Origin of the sequence: Escherichia sp. E14S1, assembly GCF_004211995.1 — a bacterium.
Classification (GTDB): Bacteria; Pseudomonadota; Gammaproteobacteria; order Enterobacterales; family Enterobacteriaceae; genus Escherichia.
In genome coordinates this window covers 428,162-441,272 of record NZ_RHJQ01000008.1, presented here as the reverse complement: position 1 = coordinate 441,272, position 13,111 = coordinate 428,162, and the positions used below count along the sequence as shown (strand labels likewise).

12 protein-coding genes and 1 pseudogene are annotated in these 13,111 nt (G+C 53.5%); 11 read left to right on the top strand and 2 right to left on the bottom strand.

The window, feature by feature from the left end; genetic code table 11:
• Positions 1-27 precede the first annotated feature (27 nt).
• Positions 28-603 (top strand): GDP-mannose pyrophosphatase NudK, encoded by a 576-nt coding sequence (nudK, locus tag D9734_RS11015; protein ID WP_000193711.1) that lies wholly within the window; start codon positions 28-30, stop codon positions 601-603.
• Between the two features lie 125 nt (positions 604-728).
• A complete protein-coding gene (locus tag D9734_RS11010; protein ID WP_130207429.1) occupies positions 729-1,772 on the top strand; it encodes a DUF1176 domain-containing protein in 1,044 nt (347 codons plus the stop codon).
• 51 nt (positions 1,773-1,823) lie between these two features.
• Here the strand turns inward: D9734_RS11010 and tkt are convergent, their stop codons facing one another.
• Positions 1,824-3,827: a transketolase gene (gene tkt, locus D9734_RS11005; protein ID WP_130207427.1), complete on the bottom strand. Its 2,004-nt coding sequence runs from the start codon at positions 3,825-3,827 to the stop codon at positions 1,824-1,826.
• Positions 3,828-3,847: 20 nt separating this feature from the next.
• On the bottom strand, positions 3,848-4,798 hold the full coding sequence (tal, locus tag D9734_RS11000; protein ID WP_130207425.1) for a transaldolase: 951 nt from the start codon (positions 4,796-4,798) through the stop codon (positions 3,848-3,850).
• A 287-nt stretch (positions 4,799-5,085) separates the two neighbouring features.
• Here tal and maeB point away from each other — a divergent pair, with 287 nt between their 5' ends.
• The 9 genes and pseudogenes from maeB to D9734_RS10955 all read left to right on the top strand — a co-directional run bounded on the left by maeB (position 5,086) and on the right by D9734_RS10955 (position 13,109).
• Positions 5,086-7,365 (top strand): NADP-dependent oxaloacetate-decarboxylating malate dehydrogenase, encoded by a 2,280-nt coding sequence (gene maeB / locus D9734_RS10995; RefSeq protein WP_130207423.1) that lies wholly within the window; start codon positions 5,086-5,088, stop codon positions 7,363-7,365.
• Between the two features lie 286 nt (positions 7,366-7,651).
• Positions 7,652-7,987 (top strand): ethanolamine utilization microcompartment protein EutS, encoded by a 336-nt coding sequence (gene eutS, locus D9734_RS10990; RefSeq protein WP_000356956.1) that lies wholly within the window; start codon positions 7,652-7,654, stop codon positions 7,985-7,987.
• A gap of 12 nt (positions 7,988-7,999) precedes the next feature.
• Positions 8,000-8,479, top strand: a complete 480-nt coding sequence (gene eutP, locus D9734_RS10985; protein ID WP_130207421.1) for an ethanolamine utilization acetate kinase EutP — start codon at positions 8,000-8,002, stop codon at positions 8,477-8,479.
• A pseudogene (gene eutQ / locus D9734_RS10980) lies at positions 8,454-9,155 on the top strand (ethanolamine utilization acetate kinase EutQ). The gene eutP and the pseudogene eutQ overlap by 26 nt, the downstream one beginning before the upstream one ends.
• Positions 9,152-9,955, top strand: coding sequence for an ethanolamine utilization cob(I)yrinic acid a,c-diamide adenosyltransferase EutT (gene eutT, locus D9734_RS10975; protein ID WP_130207419.1), 804 nt, complete (start codon positions 9,152-9,154; stop codon positions 9,953-9,955). The pseudogene eutQ and the gene eutT overlap by 4 nt, the downstream one beginning before the upstream one ends.
• Positions 9,952-10,968, top strand: a complete 1,017-nt coding sequence (gene pta, locus D9734_RS10970; RefSeq protein WP_130207417.1) for a phosphate acetyltransferase — start codon at positions 9,952-9,954, stop codon at positions 10,966-10,968. Before eutT ends, pta begins: the two co-directional genes overlap by 4 nt.
• Before the next feature lie 38 nt (positions 10,969-11,006).
• Entirely contained in the window at positions 11,007-11,300 is a 294-nt protein-coding gene (gene eutM, locus D9734_RS10965) for an ethanolamine utilization microcompartment protein EutM (RefSeq protein WP_000387713.1), read from the top strand.
• A gap of 106 nt (positions 11,301-11,406) precedes the next feature.
• Positions 11,407-11,694, top strand: coding sequence for an ethanolamine utilization microcompartment protein EutN (gene eutN / locus D9734_RS10960; protein ID WP_130207415.1), 288 nt, complete (start codon positions 11,407-11,409; stop codon positions 11,692-11,694).
• Between the two features lie 11 nt (positions 11,695-11,705).
• Positions 11,706-13,109 (top strand): aldehyde dehydrogenase family protein, encoded by a 1,404-nt coding sequence (locus tag D9734_RS10955; protein ID WP_130207413.1) that lies wholly within the window; start codon positions 11,706-11,708, stop codon positions 13,107-13,109.
• Positions 13,110-13,111: the final 2 nt, after the last annotated feature.

Below are 13,111 nucleotides of genomic sequence, written 5' to 3'. Positions count from 1 at the left end.
TTGTTCATTTCGCGCTGTGGAGTCGGTATGACGCAACAAATCACCCTCATTAAAGACAAAATTCTCTCCGATAACTATTTCACCCTGCACAACATTACTTACGATCTCACGCGCAAAGATGGCGAAGTTATCCGCCATAAACGTGAAGTTTACGATCGCGGTAATGGTGCGACGATCCTCCTCTACAACGCGAAGAAAAAGACCGTAGTTCTGATTCGTCAGTTCCGCGTCGCTACCTGGGTTAATGGCAATGAAAGCGGGCAGCTGATTGAAACCTGCGCCGGGCTGCTGGATAACGACGAACCGGAAGTCTGTATTCGCAAAGAAGCGATTGAAGAGACGGGCTATGAAGTGGGCGAAGTGCGCAAATTATTTGAACTGTATATGTCGCCAGGCGGTGTGACTGAGCTAATCCACTTTTTTATCGCCGAATACAGTGACAATCAGCGCGCTAACGCCGGTGGCGGTGTCGAAGATGAAGATATTGAAGTGCTCGAGCTGCCGTTCAGCCAGGCGCTGGAGATGATCAAAACCGGCGAGATACGTGACGGTAAGACGGTGTTATTGCTTAACTATTTGCAAACGTCACATTTAATGGACTGAAAAATAACAATAATATTTCGTTGTTTATTATTGGCTCAATCCGATAAATCCGATTGAGCCGCGCTACCTGCGCAACGAAGATACGACTTGTGCTGTTTGTTTGAACTTCTGGGGTCGTACCGTCCATGCGCTATCGCATTTTTCTTCTCTTTTTTTTCGCTTTGTTGCCGACGTCTTTGGCGTGGGCGGCACCAGCGCAACGGGCGTTTTCCGACTGGCAGGTCACCTGTAATAACCAAAACTTCTGTGTGGCACGCAATACTGGCGATCATAATGGACTGGTGATGACCCTGAGCCGCAGCGCCGGGGCGCATACCGACGCCGTTTTACGTATTGAGCGCGGCGGGTTGAAATCACCGGATGTGTCGGAAGGGGAAATAGCGCCACGGCTGCTGTTAGATGGTGAGCCGTTGGCGTTAAGTGGTGACAAGTGGCGGATTTCACCATGGTTATTAGTAACCGATGATACGGCAACCATCACCACGTTTTTGCAGATGATTCAGGAAGGGAAGGCAATCACCTTACACGATGGCGATCAGACCATTTCTTTAAATGGATTAAAAGCGGCGTTGTTGTTTATTGATGCCCAGCAAAAGCGCGTTGGCAGTGAAACCGCGTGGATAAAGAAAGGGGACGAACCGCCGCTCAGCGTACCGCCCGCGCCTGCGCTGAAAGAGGTCGCGGTGGTTAACCCAACGCCGACACCGCTTTCTCGTGAAGAACGTAACGATTTGCTGGATTATGGTAACTGGCGGATGAATGGTCTGCGCTGCTCGCTTGATCCGTTGCGTCGTGAAGTGAGCGTTACGGCACTGACCGATGATAAAGCATTAATGATGATTAGCTGTGAGGCAGGTGCTTATAACACCATTGATTTGGCATGGATTGTATCGCGTAAAAAGCCACTGGCCTCGCGCCCGGTACGGTTACGTTTGCCGTTCAACAACGGTCAGGAGACGAATGAACTGGAGTTGATGAACGCAACATTTGATGAAAAAACGCGTGAACTGGTGACCTTAGCGAAAGGTCGCGGATTAAGCGATTGTGGCATTCAGGCGCGCTGGCGTTTTGACGGCCAGCGTTTTCGCCTGGTGCGTTACGCCGCAGAACCGACCTGCGATAACTGGCATGGGCCAGACGCCTGGCCCACGTTGTGGATCACCCGTTAAACATCATGGCGGGGACAGGTAGGCCGGATAAGACGCATCCGGCAATCAGCATCAGGCACCTTTCACTCCCAGCACCTTATGCGCTTTTGCCACAATATTCTCGGCGGTAAAGCCAAAGAACGGGAACAGCTTATCCGCCGGAGCAGACTCCCCGTAACCCGTCATTCCGACAATCGCCCCTTTCAAACCAACATATTTGTACCAGTAATCGGCTATACCCGCTTCTACCGCCACGCGGGCCGCAACGTTAGAAGGCAACACCGACTCGCGATATTCCTCATCCTGGGCGTCGAAAATATCGGTCGAGGGCAGGGAAACCACGCGAACATTGCGACCTTCTCCCGCCAGTTTCTCTGCGGCCTGTAGGGTGATTTCCATCTCTGAACCGGTAGCAATCAAAATGATATCCGGCTTGCCACCGCTGTCTTTCAACACATAACCACCACGAGCAATCTCTTTAACCTGATCCGGTGTTCGTTCTACCTGTGCCAGATTCTGCCTGGAGAGGATCAGCGCCGTCGGTCCGTTGTGGCGCTCAACCGCCAGCTTCCAGCCCACCGCTGCTTCCACCTGATCGCACGGTCGCCAGGTGCTGAAATTCGGCGTTAAGCGCAGACTTGCCAGTTGCTCCACCGCCTGGTGCGTCGGACCATCTTCGCCCAGACCAATTGAGTCGTGGGTATAAACCATAATCTGCCGCGCTTTCATCAGTGCCGCCATCCGCGCGGCATTACGGGCGTATTCAACAAACATCAGAAACGTTGCGGTATACGGCACAAAGCCACCGTGGTGTGCAATGCCGTTGGCAATAGCAGTCATACCAAATTCGCGTACCCCGTAGTGAATATAATTCCCTGCGGGATCTTCCTTCAGCGACACAGACCCTTTCCAGATGGTGAGATTACTTGGGGCCAGATCCGCCGAACCGCCAAGCAGCTCCGGCAGCATAGGGCCGTAGGCGTTAAGCGTATTTTGCGACGCTTTACGGGTAGCGATTTTCGCCGGATTCGCCTGCAACTCATTGATATATTTCTGAGTCGTTTTCTCCCAGTCCTTCGGCAGACCACCGCTCATTCGGCGAGTAAACTCTTCAGCCAGTTGTGGATGGGCCTTTTTATAAGCGGCAAACTTCTCATTCCAGCTCTGCTGGGCTTTTTCACCTTTTTCGCGGGCATCCCAGGCGTGATAAATCTCTTTGGGGATCTCAAATGGTGGATGATGCCAGCCCAGTTTTTGCCGTGCCAGCGCGACTTCTTCTTCGCCCAGCGGGGCGCCGTGGGCCTCTTCCTTACCCGCTTTATTAGGCGAACCAAAGCCAATCACCGTGCGGCAGATAATCAACGACGGCTTATCTTTCACGCTTTGTGCTTCGAGGATCGCTTCCTTGACCGCCTGCGGATCGTGGCCGTCGATCTCGTGGACAACATGCCAGTGGTAGGCTTCAAACCGTTTTGCCGTATCGTCGGTAAACCAGCCTTCGGTTTCACCATCAATCGAAATACCGTTGTGGTCGTAAAAGCCGATCAGCTTGCCGAGTCCCAACGTTCCTGCCAGTGAACAGACTTCGTGAGAGATACCTTCCATCAGACAGCCGTCGCCCATAAACACGTAGGTGAAGTGATCGACAATCTCATAATCCGGCTGGTTAAACTGCGCTGCCAGCGTGCGCTCCGCTATCGCCAGTCCAACCGCGTTCGCCAAACCTTGTCCAAGTGGACCGGTGGTGGTTTCAACACCTGGCGTATAGCCAATCTCCGGGTGACCTGGGGTTTTCGAATGCAACTGACGGAAGTTCTTCAGTTCTTCCAGCGGCAGGTCATAACCAGTCAGATGTAGCAAACTGTAGAGCAACATCGAGGCGTGACCGTTGGAAAGAATAAAGCGGTCGCGGTCATACCAGGTCGGATCGGTGGGGTTATGTTTGAGAAAGTCGTTCCACAGCACTTCGGCAATATCGGCCATGCCCATCGGCGCGCCGGGATGACCAGAATTGGCTTTTTGCACCGCATCCATACTGAGCGCGCGAATCGCATTGGCAAGGTCTTTTCGGGACATAAAACACTCCGTGGCTGGTTTTAGAATTTGGCGGCAAGAAGATCTTCCAGTTTGCGTTGATCAACGGCGAACAGGCGGATGCCTTCAGACAGTTTTTCTACCGCCATCGGATCCTGATTGTGCTCCCAACGAAATTCCGCTTCGCTCATCGGGGAGGGGCGAGGGAAGGATTGCGATGCCGGGATCAGTTTGCGAACCACTGGCGAAACCTTTTCCTGCAACTCCTTCAGCAAATTCGGCGCGATGGTCAGACGGTCACAGCCGGTTAAGGCGAGGATTTGTTCGGTACGACGGAAGCTGGCACCCATCACAATGGTTTCGTAGCGATGCTGCTTATAGTAGTCGTAGATGTTGCGCACAGATTTGACACCCGGATCTTCCTCTACTACATACGGGTCCATCGGTTTGCGCGCCTGATACCAGTCATAAATACGACCTACAAACGGCGAAATCAGAAAAACGCCCGCTTCTGCACAGGCCCGTGCCTGAGCAAAGGAAAACAGCAGCGTCAGGTTGCAGTTAATGCCTTCTTTTTCCAGTTCTTCTGCTGCGCGAATTCCTTCCCAGGTGGAGGCCAGCTTGATCAGAATGCGAGATCTCTCAATGCCCTGTTGTTGGTACAACTCCACGAGATGGCGTGCTTTTTCGATACTTTTTTCTTTGTCAAAAGAGAGGCGTGCGTCAACTTCTGTCGACACGCGACCGGGTACGATTTTGAGAATTTCTGTACCGAAATTGACAGCCAGTTTGTCGCAGGCCGCGATGACTTGTTGTTCCTGGGTCTTGCCATTTTTTTTACCCCAGGCAATAGCATCGTCTATTAAATGTTCATATTGTGATAAACCGGCAGCCTTGAGTAACAGCGAAGGATTGGTGGTGGCATCCTGGGGATGATAATGGCGAATGGACTCAATATCACCGCTGTCTGCCACGACAGTGGTGAACTGTTTGATGCCGTCTAACTCGTTCATAGGAAATACTCCTTGAAAAGTAAAGTGTTAGATGAGTGCGTTAATTCACACTTCTGAGAAATTTCGCTAAACGCATCAAAAAAGCATAGCAGACAGGCATGGTATTGCTGGATGAAGCAGGTAACATCAGTGTTATGGGATTATTACCAAAACATTATTTGATGGGAGAGAGTTTGGGCTTGCTCAGAATCTCGAAGCTCCGGCAAGGTAATAATGTGCGCCACGTTGTGGGCTGAGGCAGTTGCCCACACCTATTTTTGTGAACGTTACGTGAAAGGAACAACCAAATGGATGAGCAGTTAAAACAAAGTGCACTTGATTTCCATGAATTTCCTGTACCAGGAAAAATCCAGGTTTCTCCGACCAAACCTCTGGCAACGCAGCGCGATCTGGCGCTGGCCTATTCACCGGGTGTCGCCGCGCCTTGTCTTGAAATCGAAAAAGATCCGTTAAACGCCTACAAATATACCGCGCGCGGTAACCTGGTGGCAGTTATCTCTAACGGTACGGCGGTGCTGGGGTTGGGTAATATTGGCGCGCTGGCAGGCAAACCGGTGATGGAAGGTAAGGGCGTTCTGTTTAAGAAATTCGCCGGGATAGATGTGTTTGACATCGAAGTTGACGAGCTGGATCCGGACAAATTTATCGAAGTGGTCGCCGCGCTTGAGCCGACCTTCGGCGGTATCAACCTCGAAGATATTAAAGCGCCAGAATGTTTCTATATTGAACAGAAACTGCGCCAGCGGATGAACATTCCGGTATTCCATGACGACCAACACGGGACGGCAATCATCAGCACCGCCGCCATTCTCAACGGATTACGCGTAGTAGAGAAAAATATCTCCGACGTACGGATGGTAGTTTCTGGTGCGGGCGCAGCGGCAATTGCCTGTATGAACCTGCTGGTGGCGCTGGGTCTGCAAAAACATAACATCGTGGTGTGCGACTCAAAAGGCGTTATTTATCAGGGCCGTGAGCCGAACATGGCGGAAACCAAAGCGGCTTACGCGGTGGTGGATGACGGCAAACGTACCCTCGACGATGTGATTGAAGGCGCGGATATTTTCCTTGGTTGTTCCGGCCCGAAAGTGCTGACTCAGGAAATGGTGAAGAAAATGGCCCGCGCGCCGATGATCCTGGCGTTGGCGAACCCAGAACCGGAAATTCTGCCGCCGCTGGCGAAAGAAGTGCGTCCGGATGCCATCATCTGTACCGGTCGTTCCGACTATCCGAACCAGGTTAACAACGTGCTTTGCTTCCCGTTCATCTTCCGAGGCGCGCTGGATGTTGGCGCAACGGCTATCAATGAAGAGATGAAACTGGCGGCAGTCCGCGCGATTGCGGAACTGGCCCATGCCGAACAGAGCGAAGTGGTGGCTTCTGCGTATGGCGATCAGGATCTGAGCTTTGGCCCTGAATACATCATTCCAAAACCGTTCGATCCGCGTCTGATCGTTAAGATCGCCCCAGCGGTCGCTAAAGCGGCGATGGAGTCCGGCGTGGCGACGCGCCCGATTGCCGATTTTGACGTCTACATCGACAAGCTGACCGAGTTCGTTTACAAAACCAACCTGTTTATGAAGCCGATATTCTCCCAGGCTCGCAAAGCGCCGAAGCGCGTTGTTCTGCCGGAAGGGGAAGAGGCGCGCGTTCTGCATGCGACGCAGGAACTGGTAACCCTGGGACTGGCAAAACCGATCCTTATTGGCCGTCCGAACGTGATCGAAATGCGTATTCAGAAACTGGGCTTGCAGATCAAAGCGGGCGTTGATTTTGAGATCGTCAATAACGAATCCGATCCACGCTTTAAAGAGTACTGGAGCGAATACTTCCAGATCATGAAGCGTCGTGGTGTCACTCAGGAACAGGCACAACGTGCGCTGATCAGTAACCCGACGGTGATCGGTGCGATCATGGTTCAGCGTGGTGAAGCCGATGCGATGATCTGCGGAACGGTGGGCGATTATCACGAACACTTTAGCGTAGTGAAAAATGTCTTTGGTTATCGCGATGGCGTTCACACCGCAGGCGCAATGAACGCGCTGTTGCTGCCAAGTGGTAATACCTTTATTGCTGATACCTATGTTAATGATGACCCAGACGCAGAAGAGCTGGCGGAGATCACGCTGATGGCGGCAGAAACTGTCCGTCGTTTCGGTATTGAGCCGCGTGTTGCTCTGTTGTCGCATTCCAACTTCGGTTCTTCCAACTGCCCGTCGTCGAGCAAAATGCGTAAAGCGCTCGAGCTGGTCAGGGAACGTGCGCCTGAGCTGATGATTGATGGCGAAATGCACGGTGATGCGGCGCTGGTAGAAGCGATTCGCAACGACCGTATGCCGGACAGCACCCTGAAAGGTTCCGCTAATATTCTGGTGATGCCGAACATGGAAGCTGCTCGTATTAGTTACAACTTACTGCGCGTTTCCAGCTCGGAAGGTGTCACCGTCGGCCCGGTGCTGATGGGCGTGGCGAAACCGGTTCACGTGTTAACACCGATCGCGTCAGTGCGTCGTATCGTCAACATGGTGGCGCTCGCCGTGGTTGAAGCGCAAACCCAACCGCTGTAATTCTTGCTTAACTATCACGCTTACCCTGAGTAATTCGGGGTAAGCGATTTTTATATTATTAATACGTCTTACTGCTTTTACTAATAGCAAATAAATTACCCGACATAAAATAAAGCAATATCTTTATATTTATTCATGCTCTGCATATGAAAGTTTATGTATCACGGTAAATATCTCTCCATTCTTAGTGATCTACCTCACCTTTTAAACACGCTTGCCGAATTTTGTTATTTACTCTGACGAAAAATTGTCACGATACACGCACGTTTTTTACAGGCGGCGACTCATGGACAAAGAACGCATCATTCAGGAATTTGTACCTGGGAAACAGGTCACGCTGGCGCATTTGATTGCGCATCCGGGTGAAGAACTGGCGAAGAAAATCGGCGTTCCGGATGCTGGCGCAATTGGCATTATGACGCTAACTCCCGGCGAAACGGCGATGATCGCCGGTGATTTAGCGCTGAAAGCCGCTGATGTGCATATCGGTTTTCTCGACCGTTTTAGCGGCGCGCTGGTGATTTATGGCTCGGTGGGCGCAGTAGAAGAAGCGTTATCACAAACCGTCAGTGGTTTAGGACGCTTATTAAATTATACGCTGTGTGAAATGACTAAAAGTTAATACGAGGCATTCATGAAACGAATTGCGTTTGTGGGTAGCGTCGGGGCAGGAAAAACAACGTTATTTAATGCGTTGCAGGGGAATTATACCCTCGCCAGAAAAACACAGGCCGTGGAATTTAATGATAATGGCGATATTGATACTCCTGGTGAATATTTTAGCCATCCCCGTTGGTATCACGCCTTAATAACCACGCTACAGGATGTGGACATGCTGATATATGTCCACGGCGCAAATGATCCAGAAAGCCGATTACCTGCCGGGCTGCTGGATATTGGCGCCAGTAAACGGCAAATCGCCATTATCAGTAAAACGGACATGCCGGATGCTGACGTCACCGCAACGCGACAGTTATTGCTTGAGACTGGCTTTGAGGAGCCAATTTTCGCGCTAAACAACCATGACCCGCAAAGCGTGCAGCAACTGGTGGATTATCTGACATCTCTCACCGAACAGGAGGAAGCAGGTGAAAAAACTCATCACAGCGAATGATATTCGTGAAGCACACGCGCGCGGCGAACAGGCAATGTCCGTGGTTCTGCGCGCCAGCATTATTACCCCTGAAGCGCGCGAAGTGGCGGATCTACTGGGTTTTACCATCACCGAGTGCGATGAATCGACGCCTGTAATGGCATCCGTTCCCGCCAGTGCATCAGCCGATAAAACCGAAAGCCAGCGCATCCGCGAAACCATCATTGCCCAGCTGCCGGAAGGCCAGTTTACCGAAAGCCTGGTCGCGCAGCTGATGGAAAAAGTGATGAAGGAAAAACAGTCACTGTAGCAGGGGGCAATGCAGCCGAGCTTCAAATCGGTGACCGGCAAAGGCGGCATCAAAGTGATTGATGGCAGCAGCGTCAAGTTTGGTCGTTTCGATGGCGCTGAACCGCACTGCGTGGGCTTAACTGATCTTGTGACCGGAGACGACGGCAGCAGTATGGCCGCTGGTTTCATGCAGTGGGACAACGCCTTCTTCCCGTGGACCCTGAACTACGACGAAATCGACATGGTGCTGGAAGGGGAGCTGCATGTTCGCCACGAAGGCGAAACCATGATTGCCAAAGCGGGCGACGTGATGTTTATCCCGAAAGGATCCAGCATCGAATTTGGTACGACATCCAGCGTGAAATTCCTGTATGTCGCCTGGCCGGCTAACTGGCAGTCCCTATGAAAGATTTCATCACCGAAGCATGGCTAAGAGCGAACCATACGCTCAGCGAAGGCGCAGAGATCCATCTCCCTGCGGACAGTCGCCTGACGCCCTCTGCCCGGGAGTTACTGGAAAGCCGCCATCTGCGCATCAAGTTTATTGACGAACAGGGTAGCCTGTTTGTTGATGATGAACAGCAGCAGCCGCAGCCCGTTCACGGGCTGATCAGTAGCGATGAACATCCGCAGGCGTGCTGCGAACTGTGCCGCCAGCCGGTGGCGAAAAAACCAGACACACTGACTCATCTGTCGGCGGAAAAAATGGTTGCCAAAAGCGATCCGCGCCTGGGTTTTCGCGCTGTTCTCGACAGCACCATTGCGCTGGCTGTGTGGCTGCAAATTGAACTGGCGGAACCGTGGCAGCCGTGGCTGGCGGATATTCGCTCGCGTCTTGGCAACATTATGCGTGCCGATGCGCTGGGGGAACCGCTGGGCTGCCAGGCGATTGTCGGGCTTTCTGACGAAGATCTGCATCGACTTTCTCACCAGCCGCTGCGCTATCTCGACCACGATCATCTGGTGCCGGAAGCCAGCCACGGGCGCGATGCGGCGTTGCTGAATCTGCTACGCACCAAAGTGCGTGAAACCGAAACCGTAGCGGCGCAGGTGTTTATCACCCGCAGTTTTGAAGTATTACGCCCGGACATCTTGCAGGCGCTGAACCGCCTTTCGAGCACGGTTTACGTGATGATGATCCTGAGCGTAACGAAGCAGCCGCTAACGGTGAAGCAGATCCAACAACGACTGGGGGAGACGCAATGATTATTGAACGTTGTCGTGAACTGGCGTTGCGAGCGCCCGCCAGAGTGGTTTTTCCAGATGCTTTAGACCAACGCGTACTGAAAGCTGCGCAATATTTACATCAACAAGGTCTGGCAACGCCCATTCTGGTCGCCAATCCGTTTGAACTTCGTCAGTTTGCGCTCAGTCACGGCGTGGCGATGGACGGGCTACAGGTGATTGATCCGCATGGCAACCTCGCAATGCGGGAAGAATTTGCTCATCGCTGGCTGGCCCGCGCGGGCGAAAAAACGCCGCCGGATGCGCTGGAAAAACTCACCGAACCGCTGATGTTCGCCGCCGCAATGGTCAGCGCCGGTGAAGCGGATGTCTGTATCGCGGGCAACCTCTCTTCCACGGCGAATGTGCTGCGTGCCGGATTACGCATTATTGGCTTGCAGTCTGGCTGTAAAACGCTCTCTTCCATTTTCCTGATGCTGCCACAGTACAGCGGTCCGGCGTTGGGCTTTGCCGATTGCAGCGTGGTGCCGCAGCCGACGGCGGCGCAACTGGCGGATATCGCGCTTGCCAGCGCCGAAACCTGGCGCGCCATCACCGGAGAAGAGCCGCGCGTGGCGATGCTGTCGTTTTCCAGTAACGGTAGCGCCCGTCACCCCTGCGTTGCCAACGTCCAGCAGGCGACAGAAATCGTCCGTGAGCGCGCGCCGCAGCTGGTAGTCGATGGCGAGTTGCAGTTTGATGCCGCCTTCGTGCCGGAAGTGGCGGCGCAAAAAGCGCCTGCCAGCCCGCTACAGGGCAAAGCCAATGTGATGGTTTTTCCGTCGCTGGAAGCCGGAAATATTGGCTACAAAATCGCACAACGGCTTGGCGGGTATCGTGCCGTCGGGCCATTGATACAAGGACTTGCCGCGCCGATGCACGATCTCTCTCGTGGTTGTAGCGTGCAGGAAATTATCGAACTGGCGCTGGTGGCAGCCGTACCGCGTCAGACAGAAGTGAACCGCGAAAGCAGTTTACAAACACTGGTTGAATGAACGGTCCCGTTCTGGACCCTGATAAAGAGGAAAACACAATGGAAGCATTAGGAATGATCGAAACCCGGGGCCTGGTTGCACTGATTGAGGCTTCTGACGCGATGGTGAAAGCTGCGCGCGTCAAACTGGTCGGCGTGAAGCAGATTGGCGGCGGCCTGTGCACTGCGATGGTTCGCGGTGATGTTGCAGCCTGTAAAGCCGCGACCGATGCTGGTGCCGCAGCGGCACAGCGTATTGGCGAGCTGGTATCTGTACACGTTATCCCGCGTCCGCACGGCGACCTGGAAGAAGTCTTCCCGATCGGCCTGAAAGGCGACAGCAGCAACCTGTAATCACCCTGTGTGACGTCGATTCGGGCGTCACGCTCTCTCCTTTTTCATTTTACCTTCCGCGGAGGGTAGGGGGAGCTTTTACCTGAAATACGCCACGGAGGCGGGTATGAAACTGGCAATCGTCACTGGACAAATTGTTTGTACCGTACGCCATCACGGACTGGCGCATGACAAATTGCTGATGGTGGAAATGATTGATCCACAAGGTAATCCTGACGGGCAATGTGCCGTCGCCATCGACAATATTGGCGCGGGAACCGGGGAGTGGGTGTTGCTGGTGAGTGGCAGTTCCGCCCGCCAGGCGCATAAAAGCGAAACGTCACCGGTCGATCTGTGCGTGATTGGCATCGTCGATGAGGTGGTGTCTGGCGGTCAGGTTATTTTCCACAAATAAGGCAGAACATCATGAATCAACAGGATATTGAACAGGTGGTGAAAGCGGTACTGCTGAAAATGCAAAGCAGTGACACGCCGCCCGCCGCCGTTCATGAGATGGGCGTTTTCGCTTCCCTGGATGACGCCGTTGCGGCAGCCAAAATTGCACAGCAAGGGTTAAAGAGCGTGGCAATGCGCCAGTTGGCGATAACAGCCATTCGTGACGCAGGCGAAAAACACGCCAGAGATTTAGCGGAACTTGCCGTCAGTGAAACCGGTATGGGCCGCGTTGAAGATAAATTTGCCAAAAACGTCGCCCAGGCGCGCGGTACGCCAGGCATTGAGTGTCTTTCTCCGCAGGTGCTGACGGGTGACAACGGCCTGACCTTAATTGAAAACGCGCCCTGGGGCGTGGTGGCTTCGGTGACGCCTTCCACTAACCCGGCGGCAACCGTAATTAACAACGCCATCAGCCTGATTGCCGCGGGCAACAGCGTCATTTTTGCCCCGCATCCGGCGGCGAAAAAAGTCTCCCAGCGGGCGATTACGCTGCTCAACCAGGCGATTGTTGCCGCAGGCGGGCCGGAAAACTTATTGGTTACCGTGGCAAATCCGGATATCGAAACCGCGCAACGCTTGTTCAAGTTTCCAGGCATCGGCCTTCTGGTGGTGACGGGCGGCGAAGCGGTAGTGGAAGCGGCGCGCAAACACACCAATAAACGCCTGATTGCCGCAGGTGCCGGTAACCCGCCAGTGGTGGTGGATGAAACCGCCGACCTCGCCCGTGCCGCTCAGTCCATCGTCAAAGGCGCTTCTTTCGATAACAACATCATCTGTGCCGATGAAAAGGTGCTGATTGTTGTTGATAGCGTAGCCGATGAACTGATGCGTCTGATGGAAGGCCAGCACGCGGTGAAACTGACCGCAGAACAGGCGCAGCAGCTGCAACCGGTGTTGCTGAAAAATATCGACGAGCGCGGAAAAGGCTCCGTCAGCCGTGACTGGGTTGGTCGCGATGCGGCGAAAATCGCGGCGGCAATCGGCCTGAACGTCCCGTCAGAAACGCGATTGCTGTTTGTAGAAACCACCGCAGAACATCCGTTTGCCGTGACCGAACTGATGATGCCGGTGCTGCCCGTCGTGCGCGTCGCCAACGTGGCGGATGCCATTGCGCTGGTGGTGAAACTGGAAGGCGGTTGCCACCACACGGCGGCAATGCACTCGCGCAATATCGAGAACATGAACCAGATGGCAAACGCTATTGATACCAGCATTTTCGTCAAAAACGGACCGTGCATTGCCGGGCTGGGGCTGGGCGGGGAAGGTTGGACCACCATGACCATCACCACGCCAACCGGTGAAGGGGTAACCAGCGCGCGTACTTTTGTCCGTCTGCGTCGCTGTGTATTAGTCGATGCGTTTCGCATTGTTTAAGG